The following is a 19,221-nucleotide window of genomic DNA, read 5'->3' on the forward strand; positions in this document are numbered from 1 at the left end:
ATTGATCGTTCCCACGCTCTGCGTGGGAATGCCTCAAGGGACGCTCCGCGTTCCACTGGGACGCTCCGCGTTCCACTGGGACGCAGAGCGTCCCGGGCTGCATTCCCACGCGGAGCGTGGGAACGATCAGTCAGATCGCTATTGCGAGCAGGCTCACTCCTACAGGGAACGAGTTGCGCATAGAATGTCCGGCAGAACCAACTCCGCCTTGACGAGACCGCGCATGACTTTCGATTTTGATCAGCTGTTCGACCGCCACCACACTGGCAGCACCAAGTGGAGCCGTTACCCGGCCGATGTGTTGCCGATGTGGGTCGCTGACATGGATTTTGCCGCGCCGCCGGTCATCGTCGAAGCCCTGCAACAGCGCCTGCTGCACCCGCTGCTCGGTTACAGCGTGGCCCAGGACAACCTGCGTGAAGCCATCGTCGCCGACCTGTGGCACAAGTATTCATGGCAGGTCAAACCGCAGGAGCTGATCTTCCTCCCGGGTGTGGAATCCGGCTTCAACATGGCGCTCAAGGCTTTGGTCCAGGCGCAGCAGAATGTCGTCGTGCAAGTGCCGAACTACCCGCCACTGCGTCATGCGCCGGGGCATTGGGGCCTGAACAAGGTCGAACTGGAATTCAACGCCCAGGCCGATGGCACCTACGCCACGCCGCTGGACGCACTGCGCGAGTCGCTGAAAGGCGGCGGCGCCCTGCTGTTGAGCAACCCGCACAACCCGATCGGCAAGGTCTTCGATCGCGAAGAGTTGCAGGCAGTCGCGGATATCTGCGCAGCGCAGGACGCGTGGATCATCTCCGACGAGATTCACGCCGAACTGTGCTTCGACGGTCGCGTGCACATTCCCACCGCATCGCTGAGCCCCGAGATTTCCAAACGCACGATCACCCTGATGTCGGCGAGCAAGGCCTACAATATCGCCGGTCTGAAGACCTCGTTCATGATCATCCAGGACGCCGCCCTGCGCGAACGCGTCAACCACGCCCGCTGCGGCATGGTCGACAGCGTCAACCCGCTGGGCATGGAAGCCACCCGCGTCGCCTACAGCGAAGCCGCGCCGTGGCTCGCCGAACTGAAAACCTACCTGCAGGCCAACCGCGACTGGCTGGTAGACGCGGTGCGCACGCGCCTGCCGGGCGTGACCATCAATGTGCCGCAGGGCACGTATCTGGCGTGGCTCGATTGCACCGCGCTGGACCTGCCGGATCCGCAGCGGTTCTTCCTCGAACAAGGCAAGGTCGGGCTTAGCGCCGGGCTGGATTTTGGTGACCAGCATCAGCAGTTCGTGCGGTTGAACTTCGGTTGCCCGAGGGCGTTGCTCGAAGAAGGGACTGCGCGGATGGAGCGGGCTTTGGCTAACCGCAATCTCTGATCCTGCCCCGAGATTCCCCTGTGTAAGTGATCCCCTGTGGGAGCGAGCCTGCTCGCGAAAGCGCAGTGTCAGTCGACATATTTATCGTCTGACAGACCGCTTTCGCGAGCAGGCTCGCTCCCACATTGGTTTTGCATAGCCAACTAAATCCAGCGCAAATCCGATCGAACTCAAGGCAAACCCACCGGGTCAACCCGAAACACTGGCCTTGAAATCAGGAGACCCTGCGATGACTGACTATCCAAAACCACCCTTCCCGAAACAAGCCCAACCGGTGCCCGGCTCGCAACGCAAGATGGAACCGTATCCAGACTGCGGCGAGCAAAGTTACGTCGGTTCCGGCCGCCTCGCCGGCAAGATCGCGCTGATCACCGGCGCCGACAGCGGCATTGGTCGCGCGGTGGCGATTGCCTTCGCCCGTGAAGGCGCCGACGTCGCCGTGGCTTACCTGAATGAACACGAAGACGCCAAGGAAACCGCACGCTGGGTCGAGCAGGCCGGGCGTCAGTGCATCCTGCTGCCGGGCGATATCGCCGAGAAAGCGCAGTGCCAAGCGCTGGTCGACAAGACCGTCGAGCGCTTTGGCCGCATCGACATTCTGGTCAATAACGCCGCGTTCCAGATGACCCACGAAAACTTCGAAGAAATCCCCGATGACGAATGGGTGATGACCTTCGACGTGAATATCACTGCCATGTTCAGGATCTGCCAGGCGGCGATCAAACACATGCGCCCCGGCTCGTCGATCATCAACACCAGCTCGGTCAACTCGGACATGCCCAAGCCGACCCTGCTGGCCTACGCCACCACCAAAGGCGCGATCGCCAACTTCACCGGTGGCCTGGCGCAGATGCTCGGACCGAAGGAAATTCGCGTCAACAGCGTCGCCCCAGGTCCGATCTGGACGCCGCTGATCGTCTCGACCATGCCCGATGAAGAAGTGCAGAACTTCGGCGGCAGCACCCCGCTCGGCCGTCCCGGCCAACCGGTGGAAGTCGCGCCGATTTACGTGCTGCTGGCCTCCGACGAAGCCAGCTATATCACCGGCCAGCGCTACGGCGTGACCGGCGGCAAACCGATGCTGTAACCGTGCAGCAGAAAAACTGAACCCGAGCGGCATGGCATCTCTCCATACCTGTAAGCGCCTACGGGCCAACAGGAACAGGAGGTTGTCATGTCCGCCCCCCTCGTCAGACTCTTCACCCAACCCAACTTCGCCTGGACCGATATCCGCCGCGAAGAAGAAACCCATCCCCGCCACTATCTCGCGCATCTGCTGCTGCTCGCGCTGATTCCGGCCGTGTGCCTGTTCATCGGCACCACCCAGGTCGGCTGGAGCCTAGCCGTGGGTGAAAACGTGCGCCTGAGCACGGCCAGCGCCTTGCAACTGAGCGTGTTGCTGTACGTGACGATCGTCGCGGGTGTCGCGGTCATGGGCGGGTTCATTCGCTGGATGTCACGATCGTTCGATGCGCGGCCAACGCTCAATCAATGCATCGGTTTTGCCGCCTACACGGTGACGCCGTTTTTCCTCGCCGGGATTGCCGGGCTGTACCCGAGCCGCTGGCTGGCAATTCTGGTGCTCGGCGCGGCGTCGATCTATTCGACGTTTCTGCTGTTCGTCGGCCTGCCGACCTTCATGCATGAGCGCAGGGAGCAAGGCCTGCTGTATTCGGCGTGCGTGTGGGGCGTTGGCCTGCTGGTGCTGGTGACCATGCTGGTGTCGATGATTCTGCTGTGGTTCAACGTGCTCATCCCCGAGTACCTGCGCACGACCGTGAGCTGAGCCGGTGCGCCTGTCCTTGAGAATTCACCGCAGTGAGCGGTCATGAGTTTCGGCGTATGGGTCGCGGTGCTCGGCGCCGTGCTGCTGACGCTGGCCCTGACGTCGTCATGGTTGCGCTGGATGCCGGTCACCACCTCGGCGGTGTGCCTGCTGCTGGGCATCGCCATCGGCCCCAGCGGCCTCGACCTGCTGCAATTGCCGCTGGAGGAATCGTCGTTGTGGATGGAGCATCTGACGGAAGTCGCGGTGCTGTTTTCCTTGTTCGTCTGCGGTTTGAAATTGCGCCTGCCGCTGGGCAACAAGACCTGGCGCATCGCTTTTGGTCTGGCCGGGCCGGTGATGATTCTGACGATTATCGGCGTGTGTCTGCTGTTGCACTGGGGCCTGCAATTGCCGTGGGGGCCTTCCCTGCTGATCGGCGCGATTCTGGCCCCGACCGACCCGGTGCTCGCCGCACTGGTGCAGGTCAATGATGCGCAGGACATCGACAGCGTGCGTTTCGGCCTCTCCGGTGAAGCCGGGCTCAATGATGGCGTGGCTTTCCCCTTCGTATTCCTCGGCTTACTGCTGTTGCACACCGACGGCAGTTTCAGCGACTTGCAACAGTGGTTTTTAAACGATTTGCTCTGGGCAGTGCCGGCAGGTCTGTTAATCGGTTACGGCATGGGTCGCGGCATCGGCCGGATCGCCCTATTGCTGCGCATTCACAACGAGGACAGCACCCTCGGCCCCAACGATTACCTGACACTCGCGCTGATCGCGCTGTCCTACGTGGTCGCCGACGCCATTGGCGGCTACGGCTTTCTTGCGGTCTTCGCTGCTGGCCTGGGCCTGCGTCAGGAGGAAGTCAAATCCACGGGCATCACCCAGGCACCTGCCGAGCATCTGGTGCAGCCGGTGGTCGGTCATCAGAACGTCGAACCGCAGAACGCCGTGCATGGCGATACCGAGCAACTGGAAGACAGCCAGGTTGCAGCGGGGATCATGATGGGCGACATGCTGGCGTTCGGCAGTCTGGTTGAGCGGGCGATGGAAGTGTTTCTGGTAACCCTGCTCGGCGTCGTCCTGATAGCGCACTGGGACTGGCGGGCGTTGTGGATCGGCGCGGTGCTGTTTTGCTTGATCCGTCCGCTGAGCGTGGCACTGATGCCGTGGGGCAATCTGCTCAGCGGGCCGCAGCGTTTGTTGATCGGCTGGTTTGGCATTCGCGGCATCGGCAGCCTGTTCTATCTGTTCTTCGCCCTGAACCATGGCCTGGATTCAGACGTGGCCAAAGTCTGCACCGACATCACTTTGTCGGTGGTGGCCCTGAGCATTCTGCTGCATGGCATCAGCACGCAGCCGATGCTGGCGCGCTATGAAAGCCTGAAGCAACGAAAAAGCTGATTCTTCGACCGCTACGCTTGGCTGGAAATGATCGAAGATTTTTCTGCAAAAAAATGGATCGCCGGGCGCGACCCAACGGTCACAACTTTAACCGCGCCAATCATCAGCGCGGCCCGGCAGGTTCGGTTCCCCTGCGGTGAACAGCCTATTAAACGGAACCCCGACACAAACAAGGTCACGGTCATGAACGAATGCTCGACTCCTGCGCAAATCAAGGCTTGCAGAGCACTGGCTCTGGAACGCAATCGTCAACTGTTCGAAGAAGCCCACGAACTGAACCGAGCGGCCAACGCGCTGCTGGAACAGACGCCGACCGACTTCGAACGCTTTGAGCAATACCGGGCACTGCGCAAGAAAGCCGATGCGAAATTTGAAGATGCGATTGATCATCTGTGTGTGCTGAATGAGGATTTTCCGCCGATTCCGGCGGCGGTGCAGAATGCTGTAACTGCGCGGCGTGAGCTGGAAACTGCGTAATAAAAGTCAAAAGCCCCTCACCCTAGCCCTCTCCCCGAGGGAGAGGGGACTGACCGGGGTGTGTTTCGTTATTCATCGACCTGAAAAATCGAGTCGAATACAAATTTTGAAAAGCGTGAAAATCTGCTCCCTTTCCCCCTCGCCCCCTTGGGGGCGGTCCGACGTTTCGGGAGGGCTGGGGTGAGGGGGTAAAATCACATTAACACCACAACATCCAGCACCTGTCCCGACCAATCCACCTCAAGGATTGGTCACCTGAATAAACACCGCATACACCCCCAACATCACCCAGAACGTGGCAAAAATCCACGGCGTGCGCACCGAGAACAGCAGCGACTTGCGATAGCCCTTGTGGCTGGATTCCATCTCACTGAACAGTGGTGATTCGTCATACGCCGCGCCCATTACCGGCTCGCTGTGCAGCAACTGGCTCTGTTTGAAGTGCCAGTGATCGATGATGTCGTATGCCGCACGAATCCCCGGCCAGGCATTCAATGAACTGAGCACCCCGAGCAGCGCGAGAAACGGCGGAACGACGAGGGTGAACATCTTGCCCCACTCCGGATTGAGGTTAGCCATGCACGAGGCAAAAGCGATCACCAGAAACGACTGCGCCGCCAGGTAGGCGTCGGTGCGGTTGGCGAGGATGCTGGTTTCGTACTGGATTTCCCGGCGATAGAAATCCAGGCGTTCCTTGGGTGAGCCAAACATCTTGGCGTCGTGTTCGGCCAAGGCTTCTTCAACAGCGCTTGGCTGGGTCAATATGCGAGACAAGAGACGTGCCCTCCAAAAGTGAACAAGACTTTTGGAAAGGCACGCGTCAGCACTAGTTCAGCCGGATCGACCAGCGCGTCACTTCATCGATTGAGCGATGATCTGCACCAGACTCGCTTGGGTGAACGGTTTCGGCAGACGCGGCAGTTGAGCGGCAAAACCTTCCAGGCGTTCGGCATATCCAGTGGCGAGAATGATCGGCAGATCCGGCTTGAGCATGCGCAAGGCATGGGCCAGTTGCGCGCCGCTCATTTTTGGCATGGCCATGTCGGTGATCACCAGATCAATGACTTCGCCCTGATCGAACAGCGCCAGCGCCTGGGCGCCGGAGGTCGCGCCGATAACGCGGTGGCCGAGGTCTTCGAGCAGCAGACTGGTGCTGGTCAGCACCAGCGAATCGTCATCGACCACCAGCACGCTGAGCCTTGGCACCGCAATGGGCGCGGCGTTGCTGTACGCCGGGCGACTGGCCGATTGCTCTAGTGCCACCGGAATCCACAGCTCGGCCGCCGTACCCTGGCCCTTCTCGCTTTTCAGAATAAAGCGCCCGCCCAACTGCTCGATGAAGCCGTGCACCATCGACAAGCCCAGCCCGGTGCCTTTGCCCAGGCCTTTGGTGGTGAAGAATGGGTCACGGGCGCAGGCCAGCGTGGCTTCGTCCATGCCTTCGCCGCTGTCGATCAGGCTCAGGCACACGTAACGCCCCGCCGCGAGGGTCGAATGAGTTTGTTCCAGCACCACTTCGGCTTGCGCCTGAATGATCACCGTGCCGCCGTCGGGCATGGCATCACGGGCATTGGTGGCGAGATTGAGGATCGCCAGTTCCAATTGGTTGCTGTCGGCCAGCACTGGCTGCAGGTCGTCGGGAAAGCGTGTTTCGATACGAATACCCGGTCCGAGCGAACTGCGCAGCAGCCCGGTGATGCCTTGCACCAATTGCGGGATATCCACCGATTCGGTCTTCAGTTCCTGACGCCGGGCGAAGGCCAGCATGCGCTGGGTCAGCGAAACACCGCGCAAGGCACCCTGGGTGGCGTTTTCCAGCAGACGAGCGATTTTCGGCGCGTCGCCGATGCGTTTCTGCACGATCTCGAGGTTGCCGAGAATGACCGTCAGCAGGTTGTTGAAGTCATGGGCGATGCCGCCGCTGAGTTGGCCGATCGCCTGCATCTTCTGCGCCTGGAACAACGCCTCGCGGGTCTTTTCCAGGGCCTGCTGCGCTTCGTGGGCCTCGGTGACATCGCGGGTGATCTTGGCGAAGCCGAGCAACGCGCCGGTGTCGCCGCGAATCGCATCGACCACTACGTGGGCAAGAAAGCGCGTGCCGTCCTTGCGCATCCGCCAACTGCGGTTCTCGAAGCGGCCTTCGCGGGTGGCAATCTCCAGCGAACGCTGCGGCTCGCCGAGTTCGCGGTCTTCGGGGGTGTAGAAAATCGAAAAATGCTGGCCGATGATCTCTTCCGGCAAATAGCCCTTGATGCGCTGCGCGCCCTGGTTCCAGTTGCTGACGCAGCCTTCGGGGCTGAGCATGTAGATCGCGTAATCGGTGACGCCCTGCACCAGCAGGCGGAACTGCTGTTCGCTTTGTTTGAGGGTTTCCTCGGCCATTTTGCGGTCGGTGAGGTCACGGGTGATCTTGGCGAAACCGAGCAGCTTGCCGTCGGGGTCGATGATCGGATCGATCACCACGTGCGACCAGAAGTGCGTGCCGTCCTTGCGCACGCGCCAGCCCTCGCCTTCGAAGCGACCTTCACGGATCGCTGTGTCCAGCGCCCGTTGCGGCATGCCGTTGGCGCGGTCTTCAGGGGTATAGAAGCGCGAGAAGTGCTCGCCGATGATCTCGGCTTCTTCATAACCTTTGAAACGTTTTGCGCCGGAGTTCCAACTGGTGATGGTACCGTCGGGGTCGATCATGTAGATCGCATAGTCGACAACCGCGTCGATCAGCAGCCGGAAACGGCTGTCTTCGATCGCTGCGGTTCTGTTGTTCTCACTCATCACACTCACCAGCCACTGTCATGGGCTGAAGTATGCGTGAATCCGTCGATTTGAAAAGCGCCGGTTCGCTTTTGATCGCCCACCAGCGTGGCAGCAGTTGCTGGATGCGGCTTTCGGCAAAGCGGTCGTCGATGAGCATGACCGTGCCGCGATCCTCACGGGTGCGAATCACCCGCCCGGCGGCTTGTACGACTTTTTGCATGCCCGGGTACAGATAGGTGTAGTCGTAGCCGGCGCCAAAAATGGCGGCCATGCGCCGCTTCATCTGCTCATTGACCGGGTTGAGCTGCGCCAGCCCCAGCGTGGCGATGAACGCACCGATCAGCCGCGCACCGGGCAAATCGATGCCCTCGCCAAACGCGCCGCCCAACACCGCAAACCCGACGCCCTGGCTGTCGGCGCTGAACTGGTCGAGAAACGCCTGCCGCGCGCCCTCGGCCATGCCCCGCGATTGCAGCCACTGAGTGATGTGCGGATGGCGCTCGGCCAATAAGGTCGCGACCTGTTGCAGGTAATCGAAACTGCTGAAGAACGCCAGATAATTGCCCGGGCGCTCGCTGAACTGACGGGCGATCAGCTCGACGATCGGCTCCAGCGAGGCCTGGCGATGGTTAAAACGCGTGGAGATCTGGCTGACGATGTGCACCTGCAACTGCTCGGCGCTGAACGGCGATTCGACGTCGATGCACACCGTGTCGGCGGGCGTGCCGAGCAGGTCGGCGTAGTAGTTGCGCGGGCTCAGCGTGGCCGAGAACAGCACACTGCTGCGCGCCGCTGTCAGGCGCGGGCCGATGAACGCCGCCGGCACCACATTGCGCAGGCACAGTTGCGAGAGTGGACGCTTGCGGTCGAGGTCGCGTTTGCTGATATCGAACAGGTAATGCTCGTCGTACAGCTCGGCGACCCGGGCAAATTGCAGCAAGTCGAAATAGAAGTTCTGCAGACCGCTGTCGAGGCCTTGCGGATGTTCGTTGAGGTAATCGCCAATGGCCGCGCAACACAGCGAGATGGCGTGCAGGAGCTTGTCCGGCGCCTTGTCGTAGGCCTGATAGGCCGCCAGTTGCGGCGCATGCAGCGCGTTCCATTCGCGGTTGACCCGTTGCAGGGCATTCTTCAACGCTGCGGGCGCGGTTTTGCGCACGCTGGCGAGGGTGAACTGGTCGAGGCTGGCGCTGTACATCTGCCGGCCGCGCTCGACCAGGTTGTGCGCCTCGTCGGCGAGCACCGCGACTTTCCACTGATTGAGCTGGGCCAGACCGAACAGCAGCGCGCTGAAGTCGAAGTAATAGTTGTAGTCGGCAACCACTACATCCGCCCAACGGGCCATTTCCTGACTCAGGTAGTACGGGCACACGCTGTGCTGCGCGGCGACTTCGCGCATCGCCGCCTGATCGAGCAGGTTGATGCGGCTGGCCGCTTCGCGGGCAGCCGGCAAGCGATCATAAAAACCCTGGGCCAACGGGCAGGATTCGCCATGACAGGCCTTGTCCGGGTGTTCGCAGGCCTTGTCGCGAGCAACCATTTCCATCACCCGCAGCGGCAAGTGCGGCGCTTGCCTGAACAACACCTGGCTGGCATCCAGCGCCAGCTTGCGTCCGGGAGTCTTGGCGGTGAGAAAGAACACCTTGTCCAGTTGCTGCGGCGCCAGCGCCTTGAGCATCGGGAACAGCGTGCCAAGGGTTTTGCCGATGCCGGTCGGCGCCTGGGCCATGAGGCAGCGGCCGGTGCTGACGGCTTTGAACACTGATTCGGCCAGATGCCGTTGGCCGGGACGAAAATCCGCGTGCGGGAACGCCAGTTGCTGCGCGGCCAGATTGCGCGCTTCGCGATGGGCCATTTCCTGCTCGGCCCATTGCAGGAACAAAGCGCACTGCTGCGCGAAAAACCCCTGAAGCGACTCGGCGCTGTGGGATTCAACCAGGCAGGTTTCCTTTTCGCTGACGACGTCGAAATACACCAGCGCCAGATTGATCTGCTGCAATTGCAGTTTCTGGCACATCAACCAGCCGTAGATTTTCGCCTGCGCCCAGTGCAACTGGCGGTGATTGGCCGGTTGCTTGCTCAGGTCGCCGCGATAGGTTTTGACTTCTTCCAGGCAGTTTTGCGCCGGATCGTAGCCATCCGCCCTGCCCTTGACCTTCAGTTCGCCGAATTCGCCTTGCAGCGCCACTTCGCTCTGGTACTGCTCGCTGCGCCGCGAGGCCACGGTGCGATGGCCGACGATGCCTTCCAGCGCGGTCGGTGACGGGGTGAAGCGCAGGTCGAGGTCGCCGGTCTTGGCGGTGAACTCGCACAGTGCACGCACGGCAACGCTGTAGCTCAAGCGCTCTGCTCCGCCCATTGCACGTAACACACGGCCACCGGCATTTGATGCTCGTGGCAGAACTCCAGCCAGCGCAGCTGATTGTCCTGCAAGCGGTCGCCGGGGCCTTTGACTTCGATCATGCGGTAGGTCTTGTGCTGCGGCCAGAACTGGATCAGGTCCGGCATGCCGGCACGGTTGGCCTTGATGTCGAGCAGCAATCGGTTGAACCAGTGTTTCAGGTGTTCGGCGGGCAGACAGGCCAGCGCCTGTTCCAGCAAGTTTTCGTTGAGCGCGCCCCAGAACACGAACGGCGACTGGATGCCCCACTTGTCGACGAAGCGCTGGCGGATGGTCTCGGCGTAGCGGCCGTCGTCGAGTTCGCCCAGGCAGGCCTGGAACAGCTCGGCGCGGCGCTCGAGGAAATCTTCGCTGAGCAGATCCACCGGGCCGCGCTGGAACGGGTGAAAGAACGCACCCGGCAACGGCGCGAAGATCGCCGGCCAGCACAACAGGCCGAACAGTGAATTGATCAGGCTGTTCTCGACGTAATGCACCGGGCCGTCATCGGCGTGCAAGTGCGCTTGTACGTGAAATTCCACCGACCGCGCCGGATCGATGCGCGGCAAGTGCAAGTCGAGGCGCTCGACCTCTCTGGCCTTGGCACGCTTGAGCGGCGGGCCACCGAGTTTGCGCTGCAGGCGCGGGACAATGCGCTGCAAGCCTTGCTGCTCGGCCGCGCTTTGCGGTGCCTGTTCGGCCAGCGTGCCGAGTTCCAACGCCAGCGCGTATTCGCCGCAACGTTCGAGCACACGGATCATCCGCAGTCGTGCGCCCGGATAAGCGCAGTCGCGGTAAACACTCAGGGCCAGGGCAAAGTCGCCGATGCGCTCGGCGTACTGGCCGATCTGGAACAACGCCTTGGCTTGCCGGCGGCGCAGCCACGGGTTGTCGAATTGCACGGCGTTGATCTGTTCGACGATCTCGTCCAGCGCTTCACCGGCTTCGAAGCGCAACTGGCATTGATGCAGGAACAGGCAGGCGTCGACGTCTTCGCGACTGCGCAGGCCTCGGGAGTCGGCGCAGAACTCGACTTTTTCATAAGTGAAGATGCCCAGGTCGGCCAGCACGAACTCCGACCAGTCCTGATACAGATTGCCGAAGAACATCAGGCGCAGGCGATCGCACAGGTCCATCAGGGTCAGGCTGAACAGCCGCTCAGCCAGTTGCGGCGCCCAGACACGCAGGGGCTGCGCCTCGCTGAACTGTTCGGCCAGCACCGGCAGCCACTCGTCCTTGCGCCCTTTCGGCTGTTCTATAAAGGTGCCGAACGCTTGCTGCAGCTCGGCCTTGAGCAGGACATCAAACAGCTCTGCCAGGGTCAGCGCAGCGTGTTCGTCGAGCCAGCCGTGTTCGAGCAACGGCCGCGCCGCCTCGGCAATGTCGCCGATTTCCAGATAGTTGAGTTTGCTCGCGCGAAAGTGAATGCCCTTGCGCATGACCATGCGTACCAGCAATCCCTGCGAGGCTTGCGGCAGCGTATTGAAGTCGCGAATAAAGCCGTGCTCGCTTGTGCTCATCACATCGGCATAGCGAAGCCCAAGCCAATCAAGCACTTGTCGGAAGTTGTTGAGGTAATAGAACGGATCGTCGAGAGGGTTGGAGGTCACGGGAATTCAAAGCCACGGCAAGCGAACACTGGTTATGCGTACAGATAACAGCTCAGCCCCGCCCGGCGCAAACGGAAAAAGATCAATGGCATTTTTTCGCGCCGCCATCGAACTTTTCCGCCGCTGCTGGCACCAACCGCGTTACAGGGCCGACAATGCCCGCAATCACATTCAAGCAAGGAGTCAGAGGTGGGTATGAAAATCAAGATGCTGGGCATTCCTGTAGCGGTCGCAGCCCTGTTGGCGCTGGGCGGCTGTTCGACCCAGACCGTGGTGACGCTGCAGAACGGCACCCAGTACCTGACCGAGGACATGCCGAAGACCGAGACCGAGGACGGTTTCTATGAGTTCGAGGATATTTCCGGCGCCAAGGTCAAGGTTCGCGCCGATGAAGTCGCGACCGTGCGCAAGGAAGACTGACTTGGCCTGAATGATCGTTCCCATGCGCAGCAAAGGAATGCCTCCACGGACGCTCCGCGTTCGGCTCTTGAGTGGGACGCAGAGCGTCCCGGGCTGCATTCCCACGCGGAGCGTGGGAACGATCACATCGCAGCCTTCGGCAGCTCCTACTGGAGGATGTGTGAACGACGCAGATCCCGTGTGGGAGCGAGCTTGCTCGCGAAGGGGCCGGCGAAGGCCCCACACCAACCTCAGGCGATAACAACCCCGTCGGCGCTCAAGCTCCCAAGCGCCACCCCCACCAACGTCACCGAATCCCCACCAAACGTCAGCACAGTATCCTGCCCGACCGCCGATGCATGGGCTCGCAAATCATCCCCCGGCAACACGCCCTGCACGCCAAGAAACACCAGTTTGTCATCGGCCGTATAGCCAACCACACGATCCTGGCCAAACGCGCCATTGAACAGAAACGTATCCGCCCCGCCGCCCGATACTAGCAGGTCATTGCCAGCACCACCGACAAACACGTCATTGCCCGCACCGCCGAGCAAATGATCATTGCCCTCCAGGCCAAACAGCCAGTCACCGCCGGTATGCGCCTTGAGCATGTCAGCACTGGCCGTGCCTTTTACGCTCGATTCATAAGCGGTGAGGTTACTGCCGACTTTCAGCCCCGTGGCCGTGACGCTGTGCAGCACGTCGTCCTTGAACACGCCCCAGAGAAACCCCGGCTCTTTACTGACGATGCTGCCAATGTCACGGGTGATGCTGATCCCGCCGTTGGCATCGCGGATGTACAGGTTGCCAGCGCCGTCGTTGGCGAAATCGAAGTTCTTCACCGTCTGCTGCAAGTCGAGGGTGTTGCTGCCCTGCCCGCCCAGAATGATGTTGTAGCCGCCGCTGTCGCGGAAGCTGTCATTGCCGGCGCGCCCCTCCAGATAGTCGTTACCGCTGCCGCCCTGGATCAGGTCGTTGCCGTCACTGCCGATGATGAAGGTGCTGCCCTTGTGAGTTTCGGCGTTGCGGTTGAGGTCCTGCACCCACGTGTTGGCCCGCGCCGGCTCGGACAGGTTGGCGACGATGATCGTCGAGTCGCGGCTGGTCAGGTCGTAGAACTTCGATTCCAGCACGCGGGTCATGCCGTCGCCGTATCCAGTGGGCAGGTGCGAAATCCACGTCGGAATGTTCAGGATCGAATACGGCAGCACGTTCCAGGCGTTCGAGGCGTAGTGGTCGTTGAAGCTGACGATGTTGTCGGTGGTCGAGGCATGCGGCGCGTCGTGCACGCCCACTGAAGCGCTGCTGAAAGTCGAGCCGTCGAGGGCGCGAAACACCGGGTCGTTTTCGTAGCCGATATTCAGCACCTTGTCGGTGCTGCTCTGAGTCGGCGAGGCGTAGGCGATGTAGTTGGAGTCGGCGAAGAAACCGCCCCACTTGCCAGCGCTCAAGTCAGCCATGCTGTTCACCGCCAGGCCGCCCAGGCTATGACCGCTGACCAGCACGTCCTTGCCGCTGAGGCCGTTGGCCCGGGCAAATGCGACGACATCGTTGAGCAGATTGCCGAAGGCTTCGCCGACGTAGTTTTTTGCGTAATCGGCCGGGCCGAACGCCGCGAGCAGATCGTTGATCACGTCGCCAATCGAATCACCGATGAGGATTTCGCGCGGGCCGCTGGTGCCGCGAAAGGCGATCCCCAGTTCGGTGAGGTGACCCAGAGCGTCGTACTTGCCGAGGATTTCCACTTGCGCGCTGGTGTAGCCGGCCTTCTCGCCGAAGAACGTCCCGCGTGCATCGGTCTTGCCGTCGTAGCCCAATTGCGCGGCGGTGATGGGCGTCCATCCGGCCTTTTTCACGGCATCGAGGGCGAGTTTTTCCGAGTCGGGATTCCACGGGATACCGGGTATCACCCCTTGCGAATCGGTGCCGCCAATCAGTGCGGTGACCAGCGTTGCCGGCAAGCCCAGGCCGAAGCCGTTGTGCTGATAACCGGCGGCGAAGCCATTATCCAGGTTGTGATAGGAATACAGCGTGATCGCCATGGCATCGCTGAACAGCGCCGCGGAATCGGCTGTGCCGAAGTTCTTGTAGTCGTATACACCCATTGCCATTGCCTCTCTTGTTGTTGGAATTGTCAGAGATAGCTCACAGCCAGAGCGCGGGGCTCCGGAGCATTCATTACATCGTGCACAGCCTCTGTAGGAACTGCCGAAGGCTGCGATCTTGTGGGACGCAGAGCGTCCCCGGCTGCATTCCCACGCAGAGCGTGGGAATGATCATGTGTACGCAGTACCTGTGGGAGCGAGCAGGCTCGCTCCCACATTTGGATCTTCTGCACATTTGGATTTTTGTACTCGAACAATCCCATGAGCAGCGCTCCCTTTTCTTGAAAAACCGGCAGCCCGAGAAGCGCTGCCGGTTACGCCTCAGAACTGCCAGTCGAGGGTCAGACCGACGCCGTGATCTTTCTCGTTCGAGCCGATCAGGCCGTTGTAGTCGAGGTTGACCCGCACGTCGCGATTGAGCGCCAGCCCGGCACGCACGCCGACCACGGCAGCGTCACGATCCATCGACACGCTCTGCACGGTGAACGCGCTATTGCCGTTGGCGAAGACCAGATGGCTGTCGGCATCGACGCTGCTCAGGTTGTGCTGCCAGCCGAGGCTGGCGCCCAGTTCCAGCTGATGCTTGTCCGACACGGCAAAACTGCGCTTGGCGCGCACGCCGAGGGTCGACAGCACCACGTCGCGGTTGTCTTCACCACCCTTCAGCGCCGCAGCGTCACCCTTCTCGGTGAAGCTGTCAGTGTTGAGGTGCACGTAGGACAGATTGGCGAACGGCTCCAGGTTCATCGGTTGCAGGCCCAGATCGTAAGCGGCCTCGGTGAACACTTGCGCGGTGGTCGCGTCACGTTTGGTTTTCTGTTTGCCGCTGACGTCGCCGAACTGCAGATCACGCTTCACATCAATGCGATGCCAGCTGTAGGCGCCGCCGACCGTCAGGCGCAACGCGTCGATTTCATGGCCCAGATACGCACCCAAGTGGTAGCTGTCGACCGAGGCCGACGAATGCGTGCCGCTGCCCATGCTCAACGAGCTGTCGCTGTAACCAGTGACGAAACCGAGACGGGTATCTTCAGCAATCAGACCGTCGACGCCAGCCAGCAGCCCGCCGATGGAGCTATTGGAATCGGCATTGTCATGGCCGCCATCGCTTTCACCCCACGACCCCAGCACCTTGACCCAGACGTTGCTGCGTTCATTAGTCGGCGCATCGGCGTTGAACAGATCACGCTCACGCAGGCGTTCGCCGACGGCCTCGCGCAGGTAGCGGCTGTCGTTGATCAGCAGCGTGCCGATGGCCGGGTGAATCTCGCCGGACAACTGTTGAAAGGCCTGCTGCGCCGACGCCGCGTTGGGCGACAGCAACAGGGTTTCGAACAGCGCATTGCCCGCACCCAAACGTTCGGCAGCCGCACCGACGGCGCGCTGGTTCGGCGTCAGACCGACGCTGGCGAACGATGCCTCATTGCGCCCGACCGCCAGTTGAATGCCGCCCGCCGAGTAATCCAGAGTGCCGCCAAGGAAGGCGTAATTCGGCAAGACCTGACCGAAACGCCCTTCAATGCCACCCGCCGCTTGCAGAATGTTGTAGCGAGTGCCGAGCAGGCTTTGCACTTCGCCGGTGCTGAGCAGGGTCGGGCTGTTTTCCAGCGACAGGCTCACCGTGGCGCCGTCGATGACGGCTTTGCCGCCCGCGACGATCTTGTCGCTGCTGGTCGGCGACAGCTCTACGGCGTAGGTCGAACCCGGCGCGAAAGTCACGTCACCTGCCACATTCAGGGTGCCGATGGAATTGCCCGGTGCCACCGTACCGCCGCTGCTCACAGCCAGTGCGCCAATGCGGCCATTGCCGCCGAGGATGCCGCCGTTGTTGACGGTGACCGCCGATTGCAGCGAGCCGTTGATGGCCAGACGGCCCTGGTTGACCAGGGTCGGGCCGCTGTAAGTGCTGTTGCCGGTCAGCACCAAAGTGCCGATGCCTTGCTTGGTCAGACCGCCGTGGCCGCCAATGTCGTTGCGCCAGGTGTCGAGGCCGCAAGTGATATCGCTGCATACGCGTTCGGTGGGTTTGCCCTGATCGATGATTGCGCCGATGCCCGGCAAGTCAGCAACGAACTGGCCGGAACCGTACGCGCCCTGAACGCGGAACTCCTCGGGAATGTCCTGCTCGGTGACGAACATCGCCGGGCCATCGATGGCCTTGCGCAGGTTGATCATGCCCCAGCCGTACAAGGCGTCGATGCCCGGTGCGCCGAGGTCGGTCGCAGTGGTGCGCAACACGCTGGCGACCTGATCGCCGGACATATACGGGAAGCGCTCCATCAACACCGCGATGGAACCGGCCACATGTGGCGCGGCCATCGAGGTGCCGTTGTAGTTTTTGTAGCCGGTGGTCAAGTTGTCGGAGTTGGTGCCTTCGATGATCGAGCTGTAGATCTTGGTGCCCGGCGCCGAGACGCAGTAACTGGCGGTGTAGCCGCAACGCGAGGAGAACGTGCTGATCACGTACGGATTGGCGCTGGCGGTGTCCGGATTCTGCTGCAATGCGGCGACGGTGATCCAGTTCGGCGCGATGTCCGGAACGAAGTAGCCGAGGCCGGCGATGGCATCCGGATTGTTCAGGTTGTAATCGTTGCCAGCGGCAAAAATAGTGACGATGCCGCTGCGTGCGGCGGCAATCGCGCCGTCGTAGGCGCCGCCGGGTTTGGTGCCGAGCAGCGTGCGGATTTCGTTGAACTGCAACTGCGCGTCGTTGACGGTGAAGTGCGGATACGCCGGATCGCGGCCGCCGAGGTCGAAGCGGTCGGTGATGCCGATGCCCCAGCTGTTGTTGATGATCCGCGCACCGCTGGCGATCAGCGCATCCCAACCGGCCTTGTACACCGCGCCGTCGTTGCCGCGCACGATGCCATCTTCGGGGCCTGGGTCGCCGTTGTCGGCGCTGATGATTTGCGCACCGAATGCGACGCCGTGCATCACCCCGCCGTCGCGACTGCCCGCAGCGATACCGCCGACGTGGGTGCCGTGGGCGCCGAGCTTGCCGTCGGAGCCGACCGAGGGCGAACCGTCATAGCGGAACGCGTCGCCGGCTTTCACCGGAATATACGGGTCGGTGTATTCGCGGATACCGCTGGTGACCAGGGTGACGACTTTGTTACTGCCAGAGAACTCCGGATGCGCGGCGTAGACCGGCTGATCGAAGATGCCCAGTTTCACGCCTTTGCCGGTGTAGCCGGCGGCGTAGGCGTAATCCGCGCCGATCGCGCCCAGGCCCCAGTCAGCCTTGAATTCATTGCTGCGCCAGCTCGACGGATCGCCGCTGCGGCCGTTTTCCACGTAAGGCGCTGCCTGTGCCATCGCACTGGCACAGAGCATGGCGACTGTCAGGGTTTTCAGGGCAAAGCGGCCACCCGATTGCGCGGGGGTATTGTTGTTATCCATCCACGACCTTCCTTAGTGATGTTGCGAAAAATTCGCTTGCCTTGATCGTTCCCACGCTCTGCGTGGGAATGCCTCTAGGGACGCTCCGCGTTCCAATGGGACGCAGAGCGTCCCGGGCTGCATTCCTTTGCTGCGCGTGGGAACGATCAACACAGGTTTTGCGACTGCTGCGCAGTCGGGGATAAATCCCCTCGCCACAGGGGCTCAAACACATGCAATCAGAACTGCCAGTTCAGGCTCAGGCCAACGCCATGCAGCTTCTCGCGGCTGGCCAGTTGGCCGTTGTAATCGAGGTTGACCCGCACGTCCTTGCTCAAGGCCAGACTGGCCTGCACGCCGACCAGTGCGGCATCACGTACCAGCGCCGAACTCTCCACTGAGTACGGCGTGCCGCCGCTGGCAAAACGCAAATGCTGCTCTGATTCGATATCGCTGAGGCTGTGCTGCCAGCCGAGACGCGCGCTGACGTCCAGCGCTTGCTGGCTGGAAAGGTGGAAGGTTTTGCTCGCCCGCACGCCCAAGGTGCTCAACACCGCATCGCGCTGATCGCCCGAGCTTTTCAGCGCAGCGGCATCGCCCTTCTCGGTAAAGCCTTCGGTGTCGAGATGCAGGTAGGTCAGGTTGGCGAACGGTTCCAGCGCCAACGCTTGCAACTGCAAGCGATACGCCGCCTCGGCAAAGACTTGGGTGGTGGTCGCATCGAGCTTGGCTTTCTGCTTGGCGCTGACCTCGTCGTATTGCAGATCGCGCTTCACATCGCCGCGATGCCAGCTGTACGCCGCGCCAGTGCTCAAGCGCCAGGCGCCGAGATCGTGCCCGGCGTAAGCACCGAGGTGGTAGCTGTCGACTTTTGCCGAGGAATGCGTGCCCGAGCCCATGCTCAAGGAGCTGTCGCTATAACCGGTGACCAGACCGATGCGGGTCTGCTCATCAAGCGCGCCGTCGACACCGGCCAGCAGACCGCCGATCGAAGTGTTGTAGCCGGCCGTGTCGTGACCCGAATCGGTGCTGCCCCAGGCGCCGAGGGCTTTGATCCAGCCGTTGCTGCGGGTCGCCGATTCATCGTGCAGCCGCTCGCCGAGCGCACCACGCAACTGGCGGCTGTCGTTGATCAGCATTGTCCCCAGCGCTGGATAAATCTCGCCGCTCAGTTGCTGGAAGGCTTGCTGCGCCGAGGCTTGAGTCGGCGCACGAAGCACGCTTTCGTAAACCGAATTGCCAGCGCCCAGACCTTCGACTGCCGCCGCCACCGAGCGCTGGTTCGGCGTTTGCCCGACGCTGGAGAAGCTTGTGGCATTGCGCTGGATATTCAGCTGAATGCCGCTTGCGGCGTAGTCGAGGGCGCCGCCGATGAACAGGTAGTTCGGCACTACTGCAGCGAACTGCCCCTGCACGCCGCCGGCCGCTTGCAGGATGTTGTACTGGCGACCGAGCAGGCTTTGCGCTTCGGCGCTGCTGAGCAAGGTCGGGCTGTTTTCCAGCGCCAGGCTGACGCTGGCGCCGCTGACGGTTGCCGTGCCGCCGGCAACGATGCGGTCGCTGCTGGT

The 19,221-nt window shown here is 61.8% G+C and carries 13 protein-coding genes; 6 read left to right on the forward strand and 7 right to left on the reverse strand.

Annotated features, from left to right (window positions below; genetic code table 11):
- Positions 1–223: 223 nt before the first annotated feature.
- From D8U82_RS19620 to D8U82_RS19640, 5 genes are all read left to right on the forward strand, one after another.
- Positions 224–1,378, forward strand: coding sequence for a PatB family C-S lyase (locus D8U82_RS19620; protein ID WP_130902788.1), 1,155 nt, complete (start codon positions 224–226; stop codon positions 1,376–1,378).
- Positions 1,379–1,607: 229 nt separating this feature from the next.
- Complete coding sequence (locus D8U82_RS19625) at positions 1,608–2,465, forward strand: glucose 1-dehydrogenase (RefSeq protein WP_016774822.1); 858 nt, start codon at positions 1,608–1,610, stop codon at positions 2,463–2,465.
- A gap of 87 nt (positions 2,466–2,552) precedes the next feature.
- Positions 2,553–3,164 carry a Yip1 family protein gene (locus D8U82_RS19630; protein WP_130902789.1) on the forward strand — a complete coding sequence of 204 codons (612 nt, stop codon included), beginning with the start codon at positions 2,553–2,555 and terminating at the stop codon, positions 3,162–3,164.
- Between the two features lie 42 nt (positions 3,165–3,206).
- A complete protein-coding gene (locus D8U82_RS19635) occupies positions 3,207–4,550 on the forward strand; it encodes a cation:proton antiporter (RefSeq protein ID WP_130902790.1) in 1,344 nt (447 codons plus the stop codon).
- Positions 4,551–4,577: 27 nt separating this feature from the next.
- A complete protein-coding gene (locus tag D8U82_RS19640) occupies positions 4,578–5,027 on the forward strand; it encodes a hypothetical protein (RefSeq protein WP_223631008.1) in 450 nt (149 codons plus the stop codon).
- A gap of 240 nt (positions 5,028–5,267) precedes the next feature.
- Here D8U82_RS19640 and D8U82_RS19645 read toward each other — a convergent pair whose 3' ends face one another.
- The 4 genes from D8U82_RS19645 to D8U82_RS19660 all read right to left on the reverse strand — a co-directional run bounded on the left by D8U82_RS19645 (position 5,268) and on the right by D8U82_RS19660 (position 11,771).
- The gene (locus D8U82_RS19645; protein WP_016774826.1) at positions 5,268–5,801 is read right to left on the reverse strand and encodes a hypothetical protein; all 534 of its coding nucleotides are present in this window, start codon (positions 5,799–5,801) and stop codon (positions 5,268–5,270) included.
- 78 nt (positions 5,802–5,879) lie between these two features.
- On the reverse strand, positions 5,880–7,799 hold the full coding sequence (locus D8U82_RS19650) for a PAS domain-containing sensor histidine kinase (RefSeq protein WP_130902791.1): 1,920 nt from the start codon (positions 7,797–7,799) through the stop codon (positions 5,880–5,882).
- Positions 7,792–10,122 (reverse strand): ATP-dependent DNA helicase, encoded by a 2,331-nt coding sequence (locus tag D8U82_RS19655; protein WP_130902792.1) that lies wholly within the window; start codon positions 10,120–10,122, stop codon positions 7,792–7,794. The genes D8U82_RS19650 and D8U82_RS19655 overlap by 8 nt, the downstream gene beginning before the upstream one ends.
- Positions 10,119–11,771, reverse strand: coding sequence for a VRR-NUC domain-containing protein (locus tag D8U82_RS19660; RefSeq protein WP_130902793.1), 1,653 nt, complete (start codon positions 11,769–11,771; stop codon positions 10,119–10,121). Before D8U82_RS19660 ends, D8U82_RS19655 begins: the two co-directional genes overlap by 4 nt.
- Before the next feature lie 195 nt (positions 11,772–11,966).
- Here D8U82_RS19660 and D8U82_RS19665 point away from each other — a divergent pair, with 195 nt between their 5' ends.
- Complete coding sequence (locus tag D8U82_RS19665; RefSeq protein ID WP_016774830.1) at positions 11,967–12,191, forward strand: YgdI/YgdR family lipoprotein; 225 nt, start codon at positions 11,967–11,969, stop codon at positions 12,189–12,191.
- A gap of 230 nt (positions 12,192–12,421) precedes the next feature.
- Here the strand turns inward: D8U82_RS19665 and D8U82_RS19670 are convergent, their stop codons facing one another.
- From D8U82_RS19670 to D8U82_RS19680, 3 genes are all read right to left on the reverse strand, one after another.
- A complete protein-coding gene (locus tag D8U82_RS19670) occupies positions 12,422–14,275 on the reverse strand; it encodes a polyurethanase (protein ID WP_130902796.1) in 1,854 nt (617 codons plus the stop codon).
- Between the two features lie 321 nt (positions 14,276–14,596).
- Positions 14,597–17,674 (reverse strand): autotransporter serine protease, encoded by a 3,078-nt coding sequence (locus tag D8U82_RS19675; RefSeq protein WP_130902794.1) that lies wholly within the window; start codon positions 17,672–17,674, stop codon positions 14,597–14,599.
- A gap of 218 nt (positions 17,675–17,892) precedes the next feature.
- A partial coding sequence (locus tag D8U82_RS19680; protein ID WP_130902795.1) for an autotransporter domain-containing protein occupies positions 17,893–19,221 on the reverse strand: 1,329 nt, incomplete at its 5' end.

The sequence above is a fragment of the Pseudomonas sp. Sample_23 genome (genome assembly GCF_004307595.1).
In the GTDB taxonomy this organism is placed as follows: domain Bacteria; phylum Pseudomonadota; class Gammaproteobacteria; order Pseudomonadales; family Pseudomonadaceae; genus Aquipseudomonas; species Aquipseudomonas atacamensis.